Source organism: Bacillus sp. LBA3-1-1.1 (genome assembly GCF_040676495.1).
GTDB classification, from domain to species: Bacteria; Bacillota; Bacilli; order Bacillales; family Bacillaceae_G; genus Bacillus_A; species Bacillus_A nitratireducens.
The window spans coordinates 16,326-38,018 of record NZ_JBEGIB010000012.1 but is presented as its reverse complement, the minus strand read 5'-3'; the positions used below and the strand labels follow the sequence as shown (position 1 = coordinate 38,018).

Genomic DNA, 21,693 nt, shown 5'->3' with positions numbered 1-21,693 from the left:
TAAGCATTGAAAAGAATCCTAGTTTTACACACAGGTGGAACAATTGCAATGGAGGAAGATAAAGAAACTGGGGTCGTACAACCAGGTGAAAAAAATCCTCTTTTAAAATTCATTCCTGATTTAGAAGGCGATGTTGATTTAATCGTTGAAGATGTGTTCCATCTACCATCTCCTCATATGACACCGAGCGAAATGTTACAATTACAAGTCATCATTGATGAAAGAGTAAAACAAGACAACATTCATGGCGTAGTCATTACGCATGGTACGGATACATTAGAAGAAACAGCCTATTTCTTAGATTTAACAGTGCAAGCAACTATTCCAATCGTTGTAACAGGCGCAATGCGTTCTAGTAATGAATTAGGTGCTGATGGTCTATATAACTTCTTATCGGCCGTAAAAGTCGCTAGCTGTAGTGAAGCTGCTGAAAAAGGTGTTCTAGTTGTATTAAACGACGAAATTCATTGCGCTACAAATGTAACGAAAACACATACAAGTAATGTAGCAACATTCCAGAGTCCACAGTATGGACCAATCGGTATGGTAACAAAGCGCGGCGTTGTATTCCATCACGCTTTAGTACATCACGAAACATATTCAGTAAATAAAGTTTCTAAAAACGTAGTTGTTCTAAAAGCATACGCTGGTATGGACGATACATTGTTAGCAGCGATTGAAAACCTTCCAGTAGATGGAATTGTCATTGAAGCACTTGGACAAGGTAATTTACCTCCACGAACACTTCCTAGTTTAGAACGATTAATAAGCAAAGGAATCCCTGTTGTATTAGTGTCTCGCTGTTTTAACGGTATCGTTCAAGATGTATATTCGTATGAAGGCGGGGGCAAACAACTAAAAGATATGGGTGTTATATTCACATACGGTTTAAACGCTCAAAAAGCACGTATTAAATTGTTAGTCGCATTAGAGAATACAAGCTCTCATGAAATAATCCAAAATATGTATATGCACGATTAAAAAAGCAGCTGTCGAAGTTTTTTCGACAGCTGCTTTTTATTTTTCTCTTGATGCAATGGTTTGCGCAATCGCATCCCCATGAAATCTACCGTTCTCGATAAATATTTCATTTGCATTATTCCCAGCAGCAATTACACCTGCAATGAAAATATTTTCAGCGTTTGTTTCCATTGTATCCTCTGCATAAATCGGACGTCCTGTTTCTTCATCAATCCGAACACCCATCTTCGTTAAGAAACTATGATCAGGATGGTAACCAGTCATTGCAAATACAAAATCATTTTGGATTGTAAAGGCTTCACCATCAACTGTAAACGTTAATGTATGTTCAGTAATTTCTTTCACGTGAGCCCTGAAATGCATTTGAATTGTGCCGCTTCGTACTAACGCCTCAAACTCCGGCAAAATCCACGGCTTAATGCTTGGTGAATACTCACTTCCGCGATATAAAACCGTTACACGCGCACCGGTTTTAACAAGTTCTAACGCGGCATCTATACTCGAGTTTTTCCCACCTATAACTACTACATCTCGATCAAAATAAGGATGTCCCTCTTTAAAATAGTGAGCTACTTTCTTCAGTTCCTCGCCGGGAACATTCATATAATTTGGATTGTCATAATATCCAGTGGCTACAACAACATATTTCGCTATATATATTTCTTTACTTCCGTCACGCTTTGTTGTCTCAACATGAAAAACTTCTCCATCTTTTTGTACTTTCTCCACTCGCTCGAAAGCATTTACACGTACAGATTTACGCTTTACTACTTCACGATAATACGCAAGCGCTTGATTTCGAACTGGCTTACGATTTTCTGTAATAAAAGCTACATCACCAATTTCTAATTTTTCACTAGAAGAGAAAAATGTTTGATGAGTTGGATAATTATAAATCGCATTTACAATGTTTCCTTTTTCAATTACTAACGGATTTATCCCTACCTTTTGCAACGAAATTGCTGCTGCTAATCCGCACGGACCGCCTCCAATTATGATAGCTGTTTCTTTCTGCATACTCAGCTCACTCCTAGTCTTCTACCAATACACTATTTATAAAAACAAGAAAAAACCTACTTACAGCAGTAGGCACCTATCTTTATTGTATTCATTTTTCATATATTTGTCATCTAAACGAAACGTACATCCGATAGACATCTGCTAAAAACTGCTGAAATTTAATGCCTTGTTTCCCTAATACATTCTCAGGATCAATCTTTCTAGCTGGATCAAGTGTTTTATGTGATACGATATCTTTTTTCGGATTCAAACCGAAGTTTTGGCATAAATACGCATGATACCACGTAAAACGAGTATATGCTTCCCAAAAGTTAACCTCACCGCCATAACAAAGTTCTACCCCAATGGCAGCCTTATTCGCATCATAACCATATAAGTCATTATCCGTCGGCACACCATATCTAACATGATACGCAACTTCATTTATAGGAACAATTTCCAATATCGTTTTGTCATCTATAAATGTATGCGCCGAAGCTTTCGGTTGTATTTCATTAAAGTAATCTCGATTCCCTATCGCATTGCTACCAGGATTCCCCGTATCATGACTTACAATAAACCTTACTTTAGAAAGAGGAATTCCCGGTCGTGAACTTCCATATCCAATATAGTTACGCTCTATAGGAAACATCGCCATTACTACCAACTCCCGCTGTAGAAAATTACCTTACTTCCTTATATGTATTCGGTAGCAATGTCCTTATCGCATATTTCTTATGCGAAGATAAAATCGAAAATATTTGATGTGAATACCATAAATAATAAAATACTTACAGCCACTCCATAAAAACCGTAAAACCAAACACAATCTTCTTTCGTATCTAAACCGAAAAATTTATTAACCGATTGTAATAATGTGCCACGCTTACTTTGTTTGTTTCGTAATACTTCCACTCGTTCTACAACATCCGCTGGCATCATAAATCTTTGGTCTACTGTCATTTTCATCATTTATCTCTCCTTAAAATCATTTCCGTTTTGCTTATCTAAGGAAAGTATAGCACGTTTGTTCGTGTAGAACAAGCGTTCTTTTTTTATTTTTTATTCTATTTTTCAACAAGCCAAGTAATAATTGTGAATATAAACGCGATAATTGGTCCAACTACAAATGCACCAAATATTAAAAACAATAATCCTTCGCCGAACACCCGAACGATACTTGTTTTTCGGGCTCTCTTAACTCTTGCAAGTTCACCCTCTAACACCTTAACCTTTTCTTCTAATTGGTCTACCCGTTCCATCATTTCATTCCCCATATACAACACCTCATTTAATACTTCAACAAAAAAACGCGATTCCCTCGAAAGGAAATCACGTTTTCTCAAAACATTATATATTATACCCAACCTCTGAAGCGACTAGCCTCAGCCATTTTACGAACACCAATCATGTATGCAGCTAAGCGCATGTTCACTTTACGAACTTGTGATGTTTCATAAATTGAATCGAATGATTTTACCATTACTTTTTCTAAACGTTGTTCTACTTCTTCCTCAGTCCAGTAGTAACCTTGGTTATTCTGTACCCACTCAAAGTAAGATACCGTAACGCCACCAGCACTTGCTAATACGTCTGGAACAAGTAAGATACCACGATCTGTTAAGATTTTTGTTGCTTCTAATGTAGTTGGACCATTTGCAGCTTCAACCACAATTTTCGCTTTAATCTTATCAGCATTTTCTTCTGTAATTTGGTTCTCAATTGCAGCAGGAACTAAAATGTCACAATCAAGTTCTAACAGTTCTGTATTTGAAATTGTATTATTAAATAGTTTTGTTACAGTACCGAAGCTATCGCGACGATCTAGTAAGTAGTCAATATCTAATCCATTTGGATCATGTAGTGCACCGTAAGCATCTGAAATTGCAATTACTTTCGCGCCTGCATCATGCATAAATTTAGCTAAGAAGCTACCTGCGTTACCGAATCCTTGAACAACAACGCGCGCACCTTTAATATCAATGTCACGTTTTTTCGCAGCTTCACGAATACAAATTGTTACACCTTTTGCAGTCGCTGTTTCACGTCCGTGTGATCCACCTAATACAAGTGGTTTACCTGTAATAAATCCTGGTGAATTAAATTCATCGATACGGCTATACTCATCCATCATCCATGCCATAATTTGTGAGTTTGTAAATACGTCTGGAGCCGGAATATCTTTTGTCGGACCAACAATTTGGCTAATTGCTCGTACATAACCGCGGCTTAATCTTTCTAATTCACGGAAAGACATCTCACGTGGGTCACAAATGATTCCACCTTTACCTCCACCATATGGTAAATCAACAATACCACATTTTAAACTCATCCAAATAGAAAGTGCTTTCACTTCATTTTCTGTTACGTTTGGATGGAAGCGAATTCCACCTTTCGTTGGACCAACAGCATCATTATGTTGTGCACGATATCCTGTAAATATTTTAACAGTCCCGTCATCCATACGAACTGGAATTTTCACTGTCATCATACGAATTGGTTCTTTCAATAATTCATATACTTCGTTTGGATAACCCAATTTTTCTAATGCTTCATTAATTACAATTTGTGTTGAATTTAACAATTCAAAATGTTGTTCCCCTTGTTGTTGTGTTTTCGTTTGAGTTCCCTTTTCGGCTACCATAGTAAGTAAACCCCCTGTAATTTCACTTGTTTAGTAAACCTTCATTGCCTAGTATACACCGTTAAACTTGGAATGCAATAGAAAACGCTAACAAATATATACAAACTTTTTCGTGTTGCAAGCGTTTTCACTATTATTATAGTCCTTTTATTGCTTTTAGAAAAGTAAAATACTTAAATATTTAAATATTTTTTATTTTCATCAAAAAATACTGATCAAATCTTCAAATACAGGTCGGCTAGTCTTGTTGCCTAAACTTCGCTTTATAGATTTTTAGATTTTCCAATCTTCAGCTGAATAAAAATAAAACCTCAAGCTACGTTACATTAGCTGAGGTTTTGCTTTTTCACAAAGTAATTGTATATTTGTTCAATTGCTTGAGAATCCATTAATTCTTTACCATATTCCATTATGCGGTAAATTGTTGCTGTTGACGGATTACCGTATTCCGCTAAAATAGCTATAAAATCCGCCTTCAATAATTGAAATTGCTCTTCTTCTTCTATCCAAAGATAAAAGCGATTATCCCATGTATACAACTTCCCATCAGTTACACCAAGGTTATATAAGCGATTTGACAAATTAATTACATCATCTAATGTAGCAAACTCGTAAAGTATATGTTCACTTTCATCAAGAGTCACTTGCATTTCAATAAACTCGTCACGGAACTCATCTTCTGTGTCCACTTCTTGATTTTCTTTCGTTACAATTACAACCATACCTTGAGCTTGTAGAGAAAATACTTCCACAGCAATCGGACCATCCGCTTCAAACCCTAATTCTTTATTTGCTTCTTGCATCATATCACGGAACAGTTGCTGTACTTTCGGTGCATTTCTCCACAAATCTTCTTTCGTTAATCCTCGTTCTGATAAATCATCAAATGTTAGGAAAATTTTGATCTTATTGTAATTTAAACGTTCCAGTCTCATCTCATACCCTCCCTACGTAACCATTGCATCTAATTTTTATTATATGAAATAGAAAATAGATGGTTCTTTTCGAACAACTATTCTGACATTCTTAACCATCCATCCCATTCTTCTTTCGTGTTACCAATAAGGATATTTTGAAGATTTAATTGATCCCCAATGCTTTTTCTTCCTATAAAACCAACAAAGAGATTTTTATTTTTCGCTTGCAACAAATCAATAAATCTTACTGCCTCTTCAAGTTCTCGCTCATCATCAAAAGATATAAACAAATACTTAGGTTGCAATTGTTCAATAGCTTGTAAAATACCTTCTTCATCTAAACTTGTCCCCATATACATTGCTTGATATCCTTTTATTCGTAAATACGTCGCGAAAATAAATCCTTTTAATATATTATTTTCTAAAACGAAAACTTTGTTAACGGAAGAATACACTGATGCATTATGATAAATCATTCCTAGACGTGTTTGTAAGAATGATACAACATATTTGAATTGTGACATTGTAATCTCATTATTATTTTTTAAAATTAACAACTTGTTTGCCACTTGAAGAATGATACTTATAACAACCTTTTCCGTTGAATATATACTAAAAACCTCGTTTAATAATACAGAAGTTGTAATTTCATCAAATTCTAACAAAGCTTGTAGTATATCGTCCACTAAAACAACTTCTTTATCAGTAATTTTTTCTATTTGAATGTTGTTCTGCAACCGATTCTCTTCTAATAACTGAACGGCTTGTCCAATCATCATCCCCTCAGAAACTTTGTTCATTAACCATTTCAAAATATGAATATGCTCTTCTGTATACAAACGATGCCCCGCATGATTTCTCTTTGGGGCAATAATATGATAACGTCTTTCCCATGCGCGGAGTGTACTCGGTTGAATTCCGAGTATATTCGAAACAGCTTTTATATTATAGTTTCCATTTGAAGTTGGCATTATTTCCCTCCACACAATGTAATGATATGTGTTTGAGAAGGTGCCCGAAAACGAAGAGGAAACAATGTTGTTCCATACCCATTACTAACAAAGAGTGTCATATTAAAATGCTTATATATACCACCCTTTAAATGTTTTTCAGATGGAAACAACCGAATTTGTCCTCCATGTGTATGTCCACTTAACACGAGCGAAATTTGTTCTTTACCGGACATTTTCTTTATTATATCAGGGTTGTGACTAATTAAAATGCGAAAACCTTCTTCTTTACAATCAGCCAATGCTAAATCTAAACGATCTCGTTCTAATCCAACATCATCGATACCGAGCAAGCAAATTTTCTCACCTAATTCAGACTCAAATACAACTCTTGTATTATCTAATACCTTCACATTATTCTCTAACAATAAAGCATCTAATTCGTGATATTCAATTTCATAATCATTATTTCCCCATACAAAATATACAGGGGCTACTTCTCTTAATTTTTGAATATTTAAAGAGATTTGCGATAAAGGTACTCCTTTTTCAGCTAAATCACCGCCAATAATTACGATATCTGCTTTCCCTTTCACTCGTTCAATTAGCGAGCTAGAAATGACCCTTCTATGAATATCCGAAATAAAAAAAACATTAACTTTTTGAAAACTTTCCGGAAATTCTTCGAATACTAATGTATGTTCCAGCACAGTATTACGCATCGCTTCTTTATACATTCCAAGAAGACATACAAAACCAATGCATATGAGAGTACATAATAATATAATCCATGTCATATATTTTTTACTCTCCCTCCTCGTAAAGTATAGTCCTTCATTTTATATGCAGCTATTATATATCACTCATTTAACTAGCTCTCTTACTTCTCAGACTTATCTTTTATAGGAATTTTTAATTCTTGTCCTACTCTCACTTCGTCTTCTTGTAAATCATTATATTTTTTAATTACTTCCATCCCGTTTTCATCTGAGAAATATTGCTTCGCTATACTTTCTAAACTTTCTCCATCTTTCACAATATGAGTTGCTACTTTCTCAGACTGCTTTTGAGATTCAGTCTTAGCTGAATCAAAGAAAATTACTTCAAACGCACTTTTCCCAGCATTATTACTATCACTTTTCACCTGTGTATATTTATCTGTATACCATAGAATACTAATAGGTAACAATATGAATAAAAATGTTAAAACTCGGACGAAAATATGATTCATTTTAAATTTTGGTTTTTTCTCTTTATTTCTACGAATTTCACTACGCGGCGGTAAACCTTCATCTTCTTCCACTCGCTCAACTTCTAACTCCTCTTCAAAATCAGGAATTCGTTTTCTCATGTTGTTCACCACCACCTTCCATTTATTTTCTTAATTGGAGTCCCATTATAAAATCAACAAGAAAGTGTGCAAAGATTGTAATAAACAAATTTCCTGTCCACTCGAATACATAACCAAAAACAAAGCTAATAAAGCAGACGAAACAAAACAAAAAAGGCTTCGTTATATACCGAATATGTAACACGGCAAAAATTAAACTCGCTATTACAATTCCAAAATGAGTCTGCACTACACCTCTAAATAAAAACTCTTCCGCAAAGCCAATAATAAACGTGATAACGAGTAAATGCATGACAGAGATTCCTTGAAACATTCTATCGTTAATGCCACCATCATCAAACCAAGATTCTGGAAACACTCGCATTGCAACATAATCTAATAACACAATACATATCGCTAATAAGCCACCTAGTACAAGTATAGAAATCGGTTCCCATTTCCACAAACTATAAACTTCTCTTTTATCTTGAAATAATATGTATGCTAGTAAACAACCGATACCAATAATAATTAGTTGTGTTATGTATAGATTCAGTCTTATTTCCCTCGGACTCATATCTTCAACATTTTGCCTTTGAATGTTCATCATTCCTCCATCTTCCCTAGGCCGAAAAGCTTTTGTAACTCTGTTTCCCAATTATAGTCGAAAACTGACTGTTGCGCTCGTCTTTTTTTATAATCTGTTTTTGCAATACCACAGTAATCACAACAGTTTTCTATCTCTTTTTCCTTTCTATAACCGAACTGTTGTAATAAATATTCACGCCTACATCCTTGAACTTGTATCCATGACTTCATATTTTCTAGCTCACTATATTTATTACGCAGTCTTACTTCCACTTCCGCTATTAATCTGTGCATTATTTCATCTGACAAGCTCTCTAGCAGAAGATTTCGCTGTTGTATGATTCCAAGATGTTCGAGATGATAACGGATAAAACGCCAATATTGTTCATTAAATCTTGCTGCATTATAACAAATTTCTTCTACATCTTCTATTGGTAATACTTTCGTTTGAAACATTCTTTCTTGTAGTAACGAAAATAAAAATTGTATTTGTGATTTACTTGGCAATTCATCTTCAATGATTGAAATTGGTAAATCATGATCCAATGGACTACATAACAAAATGGCTATACTCGGTTCACCATCTCTCCCCGCTCTTCCAATTTCTTGTAAATAGGAAGCTACATTTGTCGGATATTGAAAATGAATAATATATCTTGTATTCGCCTTATTGACCCCCATCCCAAAAGCACTTGTACATATTACAATTTGCAACTGGTCATTCATAAACTGTTGTTGAATTAACATACGCTCTTCATGTTCCATACCACCATGATAAAAAGCTACACCTGTAATTCCTTTTCCTCTTAAATACTCGGTTAAACGCTCTGTCCAGGCCCTACTTGAGCAATAAACAATACCAGGCCCTTGCAAATACATTATATGCTCAAAAAGCGCCTCTTTTTTTTCTTCTATTGTTTCCACAAATTGCACTTCCATCGCAATATTTGGACGATCAATTGAATACACATGCTCAGCGATGTTTTTTAGATTTAAACTTTCCGCTATATCTCGCAGTACATCCTTTGTAGCAGTTGCTGTTAATGCTAGTACATTTGGAGATCCGATACTCTCAATTACTTTATCTAATTTTTTATAATCTGGCCGGAAATCATATCCCCATTGTGAAATACAATGCGCTTCATCTACGACAAATAATGAAATATGTATTTTTTTCAATTCTCTTATTAGAAGCTCCGACTGCAACATCTCTGGTGATACGAAAACAAATTTATAAAAAGATAGCTTTTTCATTGCTTCTCTTTTTTCACTTAACGTCCGAAAACTATTAAATGCAATAACTCGATTTTTCACGACATACTTTAATTGCGTAACTTGGTCTTCCATTAAAGATAATAATGGTGATACAACAAGCACCGTACCCTCTTGCAGAAGCCCCGGAAGTTGATAACACATTGACTTTCCCCTTCCAGTCGGAAGCATTGCTACAACATCTTTTCCTTCCAATAAGTCCGTAATAACTCCTTTTTGTCCCGGACGAAATTCAGAATATCCAAACCACTTATATAAATATTCCTCAAGCTTCATTAATACCCTCCATCCGTGCCAATACAAGACGGACTTCAAAATAAGAGATTCCCTCTCCAACCGCTTGCTTCAACACACGCAATTTACGTGTTTGTAATGCTTCAATTACTTTTGATACTTTTTCTATTTTTTCTTTTTCCATAAACATCTCAATAGAAAATCCTTTTTCTCGTAAAGCAATCTCCACAAAATGATCTTCTATCGTGGCAACCTTTAAATTCCGAATTGTCGCTATTTCTTCTAAAGAGCGTCCTTGTCTCCAAAAATTATATGTTTTTTTCGTTGATAAGCTAAATAAATCAGCTTTCTCATTTGGATAAGAAATAATTTCAGCTAATAATGGAAATTCATTTTCTTTATTGCGAACTTCTTGAATAAGGAAATGAATTGTACCCCAAAATAAAAAGTACACTCGAAATACATCTTGTTTCGTAATCTCCGCTAATTGTTGTAAAGTACACCCGATACGTTCATAGCCAGTTAACCGATATGTTACGATTGTCGCTTCTACTGAATTATTTTTTTGTAAAAGAGTATGCATCTCCTTCCACAATCTTTTAGCCAATTCATTTCTCGTATATGGTATTCCCGTGAGAAAACGTTTTACCCACATCATTATTTCTGTATCCTGTTGAATTGGAATAAATTTCGCATTCGCCTGTTGTATATTCGAAATGGTTTGAACGATTAATGATAATCTCTTCCAAAACGTTTCACCTATTTCACCATAGTGTAAACCATGTAAATACGTCGGAAAGGCAAATTCATCTTCCCATTTGTTTAATTGCATGATACCCGCAGTCGTTAACACGTATGTATTATCATGTATAAATTGAACTAAATCCGTCTGTAATAACTTTGCAACTTCTTGATCATAATCAGTTCTATTTAATGATTTATAAATCCCAAACAAAAAAGAAATTTGAAACATATTCCCATCTTGTAATGTTTGCGACGATCTCTTTCCTTTTAACAAATAATAAATCGAAGAAACGGTTCTTTCACCATTCAATTGTTTTAAACAATATAATAAAGTATATTGTAGCTGCATTACCGCTTCCACCTTTCAGTCTAACTTCATTCCTTTTTCAATACGATCGCATTTAACTTATCATATTCACACTACATGCTTGTATATATTCTATTGTATCAAACGAAATAACATTTAAGTATTTTGAAAATCTTATGAAATAATTCAAAAACAAGTTGACACCCTAATTGATAAGCATTATCATTATAATTTTATGTTGAAAAGTTTTAAAAACCGTTTTACAATAAGGTTATAATTTTTTGACGAACTTTTCACATACATATTATCAGGAGGGAAAAAAGATGGCAAAATATACAATCGTTGATAAAGATACTTGTATTGCATGTGGTGCTTGTGGCGCTGCTGCACCAGACATTTATGACTATGATGATGAAGGTATTGCATTTGTAACATTAGACGATAACCAAGGTATCGTTGAAATTCCAGATGTATTAATTGAAGATATGATGGATGCATTCGAAGGCTGTCCAACTGACTCAATTAAAGTTGCTGACGAATCATTTGATGGCGACTCTTTAAAATTCGAATAGTCTTTTATTAACTTCAAAAAATGCCCCTCATATGGATGAGGGGTATTTTTTGTTTTCTATTTTCATTCTATTTAATAAAAAACCATTAGTAGTCCATACTACTAATGGTTTTATTTTATCCCGCTATTTGCGGGCAGTAAGACCCCTACCTCAAAATTCAACGAAAGCAAAGAAGTTAGGTGAGGGTCGGGCTGCCCGTAAATGCCCTATTGGTGAAGGCTAATAATCAGTGGGAGATGAACAACCCCCCCACTGATTAAAGTTTCACTTTATATTTTATGCATTATTCATTTTTGCAAACACCCATACTTTCAGGCGTGAGAATAACGCTACAAATACAATTGTCACTACAATTCCTTTAATCAAATTAAATGGTAAGATTGCCGTTACAACCGTTGTTTTTATAGCATCACTAGACATAGCTGGTGAATTTAAAAACCAAGTGTAAGCTGGGAATATGATGATGTAGTTTAATACACTCATGATTAACGCCATTGTAATTGTCCCTAGCATTAATCCTGTCGTTAAACTCTTTACAGTACGATACTTTCTAAATAAGAAAGCCGCTGGTCCAATAAATAAACATCCTGCAATAAAGTTTGCAATTTCTCCAACTGGCACTCCCGTTAAGCTTCCTTGAATCCCGTAATGTAAAATATTTTTTATCGCTTCTACAATTACTCCTGCAATCGGACCAAAAATAATCGCCGCAATTAAAGCTGGCACATCACTAAAATCAATTTTTAAAAATGGCGGAAGCCCTGGGAATGGAAAATCCAACATCATTAGTAAATACGCAATACTACTTAGCATCGCTACACTCACCATCTGCACTACACTGTTTTTTTGTTTCATCTTTCTCTCTCCTTTTCCATCGATCTTCTCATGGAAAGTGGAAAGGTTCTGCTATGCCTATTTTTTCATAGAACGAAAAAACCCCTTTGCGATTTACACAAAGGGAGAGTTTTAAGGCACATCAAACAGACGTTCAAATACTTATCTTTTTTGAACGCTTGAACCTCCATCTTCTCCCATCCAGACTATACTGTCGGCTTTGGAATCACACCAAATCCTGCCTTAACGGCTCGCGGGCTTAGAACGAAATTATTAACTGTTCATCACCGCCGGTCGGGATTTTCACCCTGCCCCGAAGATAGACCGATATTCTATTTTCCATTTCATTATACAACAACATGATCGTATTGTGAACAAAAAAAGCGTAACTTATTAAAAATAAGTTATTAACTTTATATAACCAAAAATACAATCAATATATTTTACAATACAACCCATATTTTTTATCCCGCATTAACGGGCAGTAAGACTCCCACCTCGAAATTCGGCTAATGCGAGGAAGTTAGGCAGGAGATCAACTGCCCGTAAAAGCCCGATTGGTTCAACTAATAATCAGTGGGGGATGGAAAAAACCCCCACTAATTAAAGTTTCACTTTATAATTCGGTATTTCTCTTATGAATCCCCCTAGTCATATATCGTTAAAAGTGATAAGATGTTGAATTGTTAAGATAAGAACATTTTCTGAATTATGGAGGAAATGTCATGAAGAAAGATAAAAGACACTCTATTCGAGAAGCAATGAAAAAGAACTTAAGAAAAGAATACTTTTATTTGAAAAAAGAATTACTTTTCTACTGTCCAATTGATCTAGGCACATTCTCAAGAGAGACATACTACGCTACTTTTGACCAAGATGGCATAAGTATTTATCAGTACGATAAAAAAACAGAAAGTAAATTAAAATTGTGTGAGCGTCATCCATGGAAGAGTTGGAATAAGGTAAAAGTTGATCACTATTTAACAACTTCTCAATTTATTTTCCAAGGTGAGCGAAACTGGATTTTATCCCTTTTCCAAAAAGGAAAAGAAGCTCAAAAAATAATTGAAGAACATACATCTTTACAAATTGAAGTTGTTTCCCGTCCTTTTTCCAAGAAACTTCCTGGTTTCCGTTCTAATACACCATTGAATAAATACATCGGTAGCATTTGTTACACTGCACTTATTGCATTTTTATTAAAATGGATGATTCCATTTCAAGCACCACAAATCGCCCTGTATTCTCTTTCAATTGGCTTTATGCTTCTTGGTTTACTTTGTCTTACAATTGGTCTAATCGAACCAACTATCGTACTATTTCGGACAAAAGAAAAAACAAGAACAAAAGTCTTTTACTTATATAGCTACTTAGCTATTTCTGGATTTATATGTGTCTTTATTTTTTGGTAAAAGAAACCGTCCCAAAAGATTTTTTGGGACGGTTTTTCGTTAGGAATAGGTTACTCTTATCTTCGTATGTTATTGCTAAGTCAACATTTCTTGTCGAAACGTCGATATAAATTCATTTACTATCGTATTCTTAAAAATCTATTCAAAAGTTATACTTTGGGAAGTTTCCTTTACTTAACGTATAGTTGTTGGTTCGGATAGATTCGCTCTTGTCGCAATCCATTTTTCACTTTGATTTCCTCAACTGTCATACTAAATCTCCGAGCAATACTAACTAAAGTGTCACCTTTTTGTACAACATATAATGATGATGACACGACTTGATTTCTTTGTTCATTTAAAACAAGCAACGGATCCATCGCATTCCTTTTCTCCATCGTCCATCTTCCTTGATGCACTTCTAAATGTAAATGCGCTCCTCGCGATTCTCCTGTATTCCCTACCTCTCCAATTCGCTCTCCTTTTGAAATATTATCCCCTTGAACTACATATCTCTTATTTAAATGCGCATAAACAGCCTCATATTCTCCATGTTTAATAAACACAACATTTCCATAACTACTTGAAAAATAAGACTTTGTCACCTTACCATTTTGAATAGCTGCAACAGGCGTTCCAATGGACGCAGCTATATCAATACCATAGTGTTTCCCATGTCTTGTCCCAAAATAATCACTTACCTGCCCATCAACAGGCCATATCCACTGATTCTCTTCAGCGTAAACATGTAATTGAGATGAAAATAATATACTCAATATCACCACGCCACATTTTAACGCTTTCATATACATCCTCCGTTTTCTAATAACCGTCATACCTTCTCTATTGTGGGATATTACAGAAGAAAGTATACAAAAAAGGAAGTGAATTACTCCACTTCCTTCTCTTTTTTATTGCGAAAAACAAGTGCACTGCGGTTATATTCCACATCTTTCACTTGTAAACGCGCATTTATTACTCTAGCTACCGCAAACAAATAATCAGATAACCTATTTACATACTTTAGAACAATGCCATTGGTTTCTCCTTCTTTTTGCAATGACACTATACAACGTTCTGCTCTTCTTATAACTGTACGTGCAATGTGTATTGCGGCTGATCCCTCGCTACCACCTGGTAAAATAAAACGTTCTAATGGCGGCGCTTCTTCTGTATAAGAATCAATTCTTCTCTCTAAATACTCGACCATCTCTATCGTTACTTTATAGGGGATTTTCTTCTCTACTATTGCTAAATCTCCTCCACAATCAAATAGTTCATGTTGAATATTTTCAAGCTCGTTATAAATGTCACGAAAACATTCCTCTTGCAATTTTGACAGCGCGTATCCGATATGAGAATTCGCCTCATCAATTGTGCCATAAGCTTCTACACGTATATGATCTTTATCCACTCGGCCACCTATTACACTCGTTTCCCCTTTATCTCCTGTTTTTGTATAAAGTTTCATTTCATTATGACACCTCTCTTTTTCATACTGATTATTAAAGAAAAAAACTCTACCATTCTTTATTTAATTGAACTTACAAAAAAATAAAAAACAGTAGAGCTTTTATTCATTATCACTTTTAAAAAACATACATATCTAAATTATACGATTTGGTAAATATACAGAGAATGTAGTTCCTTCTCCAACGACACTGGATACAAAAATCTTTCCATCATGACCTTGAACAATATTTTTAGCAATCGCAAGTCCGAGTCCAGTTCCAACCTTTTTCCCACGCGTTCTCGCTTTATCAGCTTTATAGAACCGATCGAACAAGAATGGAACATCTTCTTCTGGAATACCCGCACCTGAATCCTGCACTTCAAAAGTAAGGCCACTATTTTCCGTATTAATTACAAGTGTAACATGTCCACCCGCATTTGTATGACGGATTGCATTATCAATTAAATTCGTCAATACCTGCTCCATACGATCTGCATCAAACGGATATTGTTCAATTGGGCTTTGGAAATCAACTGTTAATTGAACTTCTTTATCCTTTGCAATCCCTTGGAATTTACGGCCAATTTTTTCGACAAATGGATGAATATCTACTTCACCAATATGTAACTCTACGTGACCACTTTCCATACGAGCTAAATCTAATAATTCATTTACAAGCTTACCTAAACGAACGGATTCATCATAAATGATTTGAACAAACTCATTAATTTCCTCTTTCGTTTGCACAATATCATCTAAAATTGCTTCACTATACCCTTGAAGCATGACCATCGGTGTACGAAGTTCATGTGATACATTCGCGATAAAGTCTTGACGCATCTTCTCAAGACGACGTTCTTCCGTCATATCACGCAACACTGCTACAGCCCCACGAATTTTCGTTTGATTGTAAAGCGGCGTCATAAGAACTACGTAGTTACCTTTTTGCAAATTAATTTCAACAACTTGTTGTTGCTCACTTTCTACAACGAGATGGAATAACTCAACAAGTTCAGAAGGTAGTTTTTTACTTAGCTCTATCTCTTTTTCTTCGTGCCACACTTGTAAGAAATGTTCGGCCGGTGGATTAATAACTACGACTTCTCCTTCTTGATTTAACGTAATAACCCCATCTGCCATACTACTCAAAATACTAGCTAACTGTTCTTTTTCTTGCTGCAAAGCATTCATATTAAACTTCAACTGTTTCCCCATTTGATTTAAGGCCGTTGCAAGCTCACCAATTTCATCCTGAGAAACCATAGGAGCCTTTGCATCAAACTTCCCACGTGCCACCTCAAAAGCAACCTCACGCATTTTACGAAGCGGTGCTGTAATTCGAGTAGATAAGAAGAACGCAAAGAAGGTTGTTAATATAATCGCAATCCCAGCCGATAAGAAAATAAAATCAGTCGTTCTCTCCATACCTTGTATCGGCACTTGCAATGATTCATATACGAACACTGCACTTTGATTTTTTGATTGCACCGGTTTTCCGACGATCATAATATCATTTTCAGTATTTTTATTCTTCCTACTATTAGAAGCTTTTCTAATGTTATTTTTTATTTCTTTTTTGTCTTTAAATACAGCAGCTAATTCTTTATCTTCTTTTAAATCATCTATTGTTAGAGTAACTAACCCTTCTTGTTTCGGTGAAGAGGAAATCTCCTTACCATCTTCTACAATAATGATTCTTGAAAGTGGATCAGAGAATTTGTACGCGATATTCTCAATCGTTTTTACATCCGCACCTTCTTCAATTAACTCTGAAACACTAGTTGCAACTTTTTGAAGCCTAGCTTCACTCATATCAACATAATATGTTCTAAAAAACTGCGAAAGTAAAATCGCAACAAATCCAAGAACAAACGAAACGAGAAGTAATATGGTCATCCATAACTTCCCTACTACACTTCTCCAAAGCATCAGTCGTTCACAACCTCAAACTTGTAACCAACGCCCCAAACGGTAACAATCATCTTCGCAGCATCTGGTGATTTTTTACTTAACTTCTCACGTAAACGCTTTACATGCGTATCAACTGTACGTAAATCTCCGAAGAATTCGTATTGCCATACTTCTTTTAACAATTGCTCACGGTCAAACACTTTATCTGGAGCTTTCGCTAAAAATAATAGTAATTCATACTCTTTCGGTGTTAAATTCACTTCATTACCATCTGCTGTAACACGGTGTGCATCATTATCAATTGTTAAATGAGGGAACACAGTAACATCTTTTGTCGTTGTATCTTGTGTAAAGAATGTTGTTGGTACAGCACGGCGTAATACTGCTTTCACACGAAGCACTACTTCACGAGGGCTAAATGGTTTCACGATATAATCATCAGTTCCTACCTCAAACCCTTGTACCCGATTTACTTCTTCACCTTTTGCTGTCAGCATAATAATTGGTGTCGCTTTCTTCTCACGAACCCCTTTGCACACTTCGATACCATCTTTACCAGGCATCATAAGATCTAATAAGATTAAATCATAATCATTTTGTAAGGCCATTTCTAAAGCTGTATCACCATTATCTGCTTCTTCAATTGTGTATTGCTCTCTTTCTAAATACATTTTCAATAAGCGACGAATACGATCCTCATCGTCTACAATTAATATTCTTGATTCATTTTCCATTTCTACCCGCTACGCATTTTAGCGCAACGGTTCACACCTACCCTTCTACAATATAATGTTGCACTTATTCTCATTTAACAAAATATTTTTTTAAACGTTTCACTTTCCATATTATGCTTCACAAGAATAATAAAGTTTGTTCATTTTTTTTCCAAAACTATGTATTTTTTTTGAACAGTCTATTTGGTCCTCGACATCATTTTACAAAATCGACCGCTACTTTGTCATGTTTTTCTCAAAAAAGAAGAAAAGTTGACAAAAATAAAATAGGAAAGTGACATACACTCTCCTATTTTATTTCTCTATGCATATGAATGTAAACCCGCAATAATTAAGTTTACTACAATAAAGTTAAACATAATGATTGCAAAACCAATTACTGCAAGCCAAGCAGACTTTTCTCCATGCCATCCTTTAGATAAACGTAAATGTAATACCGCAGCATAAAAGAGCCATGTAATAAGTGCCCAAACTTCTTTGGGATCCCAACCCCAAAAGCGCGTCCAAGCAATTTGAGCCCAGATCATTGCAAAGATTAACGCTCCTAACGTAAACACTGGGAACCCTATCGCAATAGAACGATATCCGATTTCATCTAGTAAATCACTATTCGTATTCTTTACTAACGGCTGAAGTGCCGCTGATACTCGCTTACGTAAAACAAGTCTTAATACAATATAAAGTAGTGTTCCGACTAACACTGACCAAATAACAGTATTTAATTTTTTCGCATTTACAATCGCAGGGACTTCAACTGTTGGCTCTAATTTATTTTCTGTCATTAATTTCCCTTCATGCGGTCCAACTAAAGCCGGAAGATTGTACTTCATCTCCACTTGTTGTTCATTTTTATCAATCCATTGAAAATTCGCTTCATATTTCATACTAGAGAATACCGTTGTGATTGCAATAAATCCAACTGTACAAACAAGCGTATATACTACTGTCTCTAACCAAAAAGTTCGCTTACTTCTTGTCGATTGATCTACATTCTTCAGTAAGTACATTACGCCCGTAATAAAACTAATTGCTAAAATCGCTTGTCCTGCTGCCGCCGTCGTCACGTGAATATGTAACCAATTACTTTTTAAAGATGGAATAAGCGGAGATATTTCCCTTGGAAACATACTCGCATAAGCAATTAATAAAAGAGCAACTGGTAATGCAAATAATCCGATTATACTTACACGGTACATAAAATACATGACAATAAATGCTCCGACAAGCATCATGCCGAAAAATGTACCGAATTCAAAAAAGTTACTAACTGGCGCATGCCCTGATGCAATCCATCTTGTAACAAAATATACTGTTTGTGCAATAAACCCTAAAATTGTAATCGTTATTCCTATATTTGCCCATTTATTACCCTTTTCTTTAATTGCTCCTCCAAAAAATAAAGTTGCAATTAAATATAAGATGAACGCAGCGAACAGAAAATTACTACTTATTTGCACCATATCGTTTCCCCACCTTAACTAATTTTTTTATCATTCATTTTATCGTTTGGTTGTGGAATCGCTGTTCCTTCTAGTACTCTTTCAATATCTTTCTTTAAACTGAACCAATTTTTATTCGTATGGCCTGCAATCCACCATTCATCATTAACACGTTGTATCCAAATACGGCGATGATTCCAATACATACCTTGAATCACACCAACCATAAATATAAATCCACCTATACCAAGAATCCAAAGCGTTAAATCTTTCCTTACAGTAAGCGCTGTTGCATTTTGCATTTCCACACCTGCAAAGGACATTTTATATTTATTATTTCCATCAGGTTCTATATTTTGCTGAATTCCAACAAAACTCACTTCACCATCTGGTGTTTCTGGCGTAAACATTTTAAACACAAATGCAGGATTGTTTGGTAATTTCGTTTTTGTATTTGGTCTTCCATTCTCATCAAAATAAAAATCTGGGAAATAGCTTAATAGTTCTAGAGAATACCCATTTCCTAAATCGTATTTTTCTGTAGGGTCTGCTAAATTCACTTTAATTGGTCCCCACTTTTGATTATTATCTTTGTTTTGCAAATGGAAGGACATGCTTTTAAATTCACTTTCTTTGTAATCCACCTGATAAACAGCAAATTGATCAAATTTCAGTGGTTCATTCACTCGAATTTCCGCTTCTTTTACTTTTTCCAGTTTCGGTTTTTGTCCTGCTATATTCTCGCCGACTGCTTTATACAATACAGCATTTGTTTGGAAATTTTTCGCAATCATTTTATCACCTACACGGTCAATTGCTTCATCAAAAACTTCCTTGTCCTTACTTTTATCATAAACTTCCTTTATAAATTTCTCGTTTTTTAAATAGTATTGACCATGCGTTCCCGGTATTTCTTTCGTTTCGCCATCACGTAACCAAAGCGCTTCGTCTACGTACATACTCGGTAAAAAACGGAGCATTGCACCGAATAAAAAGATAATGAGACCTATATGATTCACATATGGACCCCAGCGTGAAAACCGTCCCTTTTCAGCTAAAATGTTTCCGTCTTCCACTTTCACATTATAGTTCGTTTTCTTTAAATTCATTTGGACTCTTTCCAAATCACCATCTTGCGGTGTACCAGTGCCGTATAATCTCTGCCTCTTTAAAAAGCTAGGGTGTCTTTTCACCCCTTGCTTCTTTAAAGCTTTATAAAGGGGAATGACACGATCTAAACTACATATCACAAGTGAAATACCAATTGAAGCAATTAAAATCATATACCACCATGAACCGTATAAATTATTAAATCCTAATTGATAGTACAATTGCCCTAAAAATCCGTATTCTTGTTTATAATATTCAGCTGGTGCAATCCCTGGAGTTATGTACATTTCTTGCGGAAAAATAGTTCCAATCGCCGATGCAGCTAAAGTAATTACAATGAGCCATACACCCACTTTTACAGAAGAGAAAAAGCTCCAAATTTTATCAACTATCGTTTTTGTTTGCGTGAGAGATCTCCGAGCACTCCCCTCATAGCGCATATCCAATAGTTTTATATTTTCATTGCTTTCAAATGGTTTCCCACAAGCTTCACAAAAAACAGTTCCTATTGGATTAACATGTCCACATTCACACTTAATTTCTTTCAACACTCTCACCGCCCCTGTATCTATATGTACTATTGTATATTCTAACCTCAAGTTACCGCAATACTCAGAATTTTTAAACCGAAGGCGCTATAGGTAAGCACCTCTTATGTAAAGGCTTTCTTTATTACGGAGTAATCTTCTTTAAATATCCTTCTAACTGTTCTTTCGTTTGTTCACCTATAATTTGTTCGACTACTATTCCATCTTTATCAATCAAAAAGCTTGTCGGTAATGGTCCTACCCCATATGTGCCTATGATTTTTGTTCCTTTATCAATAGCAACTGGGAATTTCAAATCATATTGTTTCACAAAGTTCTTAACAGCAATATCCGTTTCATCTGCATCTAACGCAATAATTTCAACGCCTTTTTCTTTATACTTTGGATATAGTTCATTCATATAAGGCATTTCTTTCTCACAAGGTTTACACCAAGTGCCCCAAAAGTTTAAAAATACACCTTTTCCCTTTAAATCTTTTAATTCAATTTTCTTTCCTTCTAAATCTGTCACAACAAAGTTGGGTGCTTCTTTTCCAATTTGCATTTTCTCTTTATCAGCAAAGAATCCTTGATAAAGTGTAAATCCTACAGCACCGCTTAAAATGAGCAGAATAATAACGCGAAATAATAAGCGATTTTTTTTCATATTACCTCTCCTCTCCTCGGTAAATGATATGTATTCTCTTCTGTAAATGTTGTATTGAATAAATCACCAGCAGAGTACTCCACTGGTGA

At 35.1% G+C, this 21,693-nt stretch carries 23 protein-coding genes and 1 riboswitch; of the genes, 3 read left to right on the top strand and 20 right to left on the bottom strand.

Annotated elements, in window-relative coordinates; translation table 11 throughout:
• Positions 1-6 precede the first annotated feature (6 nt).
• Complete coding sequence (gene ansA / locus MRBLBA3_RS11150) at positions 7-981, top strand: asparaginase (protein ID WP_097811188.1); 975 nt, start codon at positions 7-9, stop codon at positions 979-981.
• 36 nt (positions 982-1,017) lie between these two features.
• On the opposite strand, the gene MRBLBA3_RS11145 is transcribed toward ansA, so the two are convergent.
• The 12 genes from MRBLBA3_RS11145 to MRBLBA3_RS11090 all read right to left on the bottom strand — a co-directional run bounded on the left by MRBLBA3_RS11145 (position 1,018) and on the right by MRBLBA3_RS11090 (position 11,008).
• Positions 1,018-1,998 carry a YpdA family putative bacillithiol disulfide reductase gene (locus MRBLBA3_RS11145; protein WP_363381261.1) on the bottom strand — a complete coding sequence of 327 codons (981 nt, stop codon included), beginning with the start codon at positions 1,996-1,998 and terminating at the stop codon, positions 1,018-1,020.
• 109 nt (positions 1,999-2,107) lie between these two features.
• A complete protein-coding gene (locus MRBLBA3_RS11140; RefSeq protein ID WP_001240649.1) occupies positions 2,108-2,638 on the bottom strand; it encodes a peptidoglycan recognition protein family protein in 531 nt (176 codons plus the stop codon).
• A gap of 77 nt (positions 2,639-2,715) precedes the next feature.
• On the bottom strand, positions 2,716-2,952 hold the full coding sequence (locus MRBLBA3_RS11135) for a DUF3961 domain-containing protein (RefSeq protein WP_002075213.1): 237 nt from the start codon (positions 2,950-2,952) through the stop codon (positions 2,716-2,718).
• 95 nt (positions 2,953-3,047) lie between these two features.
• Positions 3,048-3,257 carry a hypothetical protein gene (locus MRBLBA3_RS11130; protein WP_000526180.1) on the bottom strand — a complete coding sequence of 70 codons (210 nt, stop codon included), beginning with the start codon at positions 3,255-3,257 and terminating at the stop codon, positions 3,048-3,050.
• Positions 3,258-3,337: 80 nt separating this feature from the next.
• Positions 3,338-4,624: an NAD-specific glutamate dehydrogenase gene (gudB, locus tag MRBLBA3_RS11125; protein ID WP_000225168.1), complete on the bottom strand. Its 1,287-nt coding sequence runs from the start codon at positions 4,622-4,624 to the stop codon at positions 3,338-3,340.
• Positions 4,625-4,950: 326 nt separating this feature from the next.
• Positions 4,951-5,559, bottom strand: coding sequence for a genetic competence negative regulator (locus MRBLBA3_RS11120; RefSeq protein WP_001235405.1), 609 nt, complete (start codon positions 5,557-5,559; stop codon positions 4,951-4,953).
• A gap of 77 nt (positions 5,560-5,636) precedes the next feature.
• Entirely contained in the window at positions 5,637-6,512 is an 876-nt protein-coding gene (locus tag MRBLBA3_RS11115) for a MerR family transcriptional regulator (protein WP_001143288.1), read from the bottom strand.
• A complete protein-coding gene (locus MRBLBA3_RS11110) occupies positions 6,512-7,288 on the bottom strand; it encodes a metallophosphoesterase (protein WP_000219851.1) in 777 nt (258 codons plus the stop codon). Before MRBLBA3_RS11110 ends, MRBLBA3_RS11115 begins: the two co-directional genes overlap by 1 nt.
• An 83-nt stretch (positions 7,289-7,371) precedes the next feature.
• A complete protein-coding gene (locus tag MRBLBA3_RS11105; protein WP_363381258.1) occupies positions 7,372-7,842 on the bottom strand; it encodes a LysM peptidoglycan-binding domain-containing protein in 471 nt (156 codons plus the stop codon).
• A 22-nt stretch (positions 7,843-7,864) separates the two neighbouring features.
• Positions 7,865-8,428, bottom strand: a complete 564-nt coding sequence (locus tag MRBLBA3_RS11100) for a CPBP family intramembrane glutamic endopeptidase (protein ID WP_001025786.1) — start codon at positions 8,426-8,428, stop codon at positions 7,865-7,867.
• A complete protein-coding gene (locus MRBLBA3_RS11095; protein WP_000762982.1) occupies positions 8,428-9,957 on the bottom strand; it encodes a RecQ family ATP-dependent DNA helicase in 1,530 nt (509 codons plus the stop codon). The genes MRBLBA3_RS11100 and MRBLBA3_RS11095 overlap by 1 nt, the downstream gene beginning before the upstream one ends.
• Positions 9,947-11,008 (bottom strand): helix-turn-helix domain-containing protein, encoded by a 1,062-nt coding sequence (locus MRBLBA3_RS11090; protein ID WP_363381256.1) that lies wholly within the window; start codon positions 11,006-11,008, stop codon positions 9,947-9,949. The genes MRBLBA3_RS11095 and MRBLBA3_RS11090 overlap by 11 nt, the downstream gene beginning before the upstream one ends.
• Before the next feature lie 281 nt (positions 11,009-11,289).
• On the opposite strand from MRBLBA3_RS11090, the gene MRBLBA3_RS11085 reads away from it, so the two are divergent.
• Complete coding sequence (locus tag MRBLBA3_RS11085; protein WP_001151994.1) at positions 11,290-11,538, top strand: ferredoxin; 249 nt, start codon at positions 11,290-11,292, stop codon at positions 11,536-11,538.
• Between the two features lie 276 nt (positions 11,539-11,814).
• Here MRBLBA3_RS11085 and MRBLBA3_RS11080 read toward each other — a convergent pair whose 3' ends face one another.
• Complete coding sequence (locus MRBLBA3_RS11080) at positions 11,815-12,393, bottom strand: ECF transporter S component (RefSeq protein ID WP_000810848.1); 579 nt, start codon at positions 12,391-12,393, stop codon at positions 11,815-11,817.
• Between the two features lie 164 nt (positions 12,394-12,557).
• A riboswitch (FMN riboswitch) is annotated at positions 12,558-12,697 on the bottom strand.
• Between the two features lie 400 nt (positions 12,698-13,097).
• Between MRBLBA3_RS11080 and MRBLBA3_RS11075 the strand changes: the two genes are divergently transcribed.
• The gene (locus tag MRBLBA3_RS11075) at positions 13,098-13,784 is read left to right on the top strand and encodes a hypothetical protein (RefSeq protein ID WP_000710841.1); all 687 of its coding nucleotides are present in this window, start codon (positions 13,098-13,100) and stop codon (positions 13,782-13,784) included.
• 170 nt (positions 13,785-13,954) lie between these two features.
• Here the strand turns inward: MRBLBA3_RS11075 and MRBLBA3_RS11070 are convergent, their stop codons facing one another.
• From MRBLBA3_RS11070 to resA, 7 genes are all read right to left on the bottom strand, one after another.
• Complete coding sequence (locus MRBLBA3_RS11070) at positions 13,955-14,569, bottom strand: peptidoglycan DD-metalloendopeptidase family protein (protein WP_000645528.1); 615 nt, start codon at positions 14,567-14,569, stop codon at positions 13,955-13,957.
• Between the two features lie 83 nt (positions 14,570-14,652).
• A complete protein-coding gene (locus tag MRBLBA3_RS11065; RefSeq protein ID WP_000781250.1) occupies positions 14,653-15,234 on the bottom strand; it encodes a cob(I)yrinic acid a,c-diamide adenosyltransferase in 582 nt (193 codons plus the stop codon).
• Positions 15,235-15,369: 135 nt separating this feature from the next.
• Entirely contained in the window at positions 15,370-17,145 is a 1,776-nt protein-coding gene (gene resE / locus MRBLBA3_RS11060) for a sensor histidine kinase ResE (protein ID WP_000964655.1), read from the bottom strand.
• Positions 17,145-17,861, bottom strand: a complete 717-nt coding sequence (resD, locus tag MRBLBA3_RS11055) for a DNA-binding response regulator ResD (RefSeq protein WP_000426861.1) — start codon at positions 17,859-17,861, stop codon at positions 17,145-17,147. The genes resE and resD overlap by 1 nt, the downstream gene beginning before the upstream one ends.
• A gap of 302 nt (positions 17,862-18,163) precedes the next feature.
• Positions 18,164-19,321, bottom strand: coding sequence for a cytochrome c biogenesis protein ResC (gene resC / locus MRBLBA3_RS11050; RefSeq protein ID WP_000250068.1), 1,158 nt, complete (start codon positions 19,319-19,321; stop codon positions 18,164-18,166).
• A gap of 14 nt (positions 19,322-19,335) precedes the next feature.
• The gene (gene resB / locus MRBLBA3_RS11045) at positions 19,336-20,961 is read right to left on the bottom strand and encodes a cytochrome c biogenesis protein ResB (protein WP_000910542.1); all 1,626 of its coding nucleotides are present in this window, start codon (positions 20,959-20,961) and stop codon (positions 19,336-19,338) included.
• 121 nt (positions 20,962-21,082) lie between these two features.
• A complete protein-coding gene (gene resA, locus MRBLBA3_RS11040) occupies positions 21,083-21,604 on the bottom strand; it encodes a thiol-disulfide oxidoreductase ResA (RefSeq protein ID WP_000742204.1) in 522 nt (173 codons plus the stop codon).
• Positions 21,605-21,693: the final 89 nt, after the last annotated feature.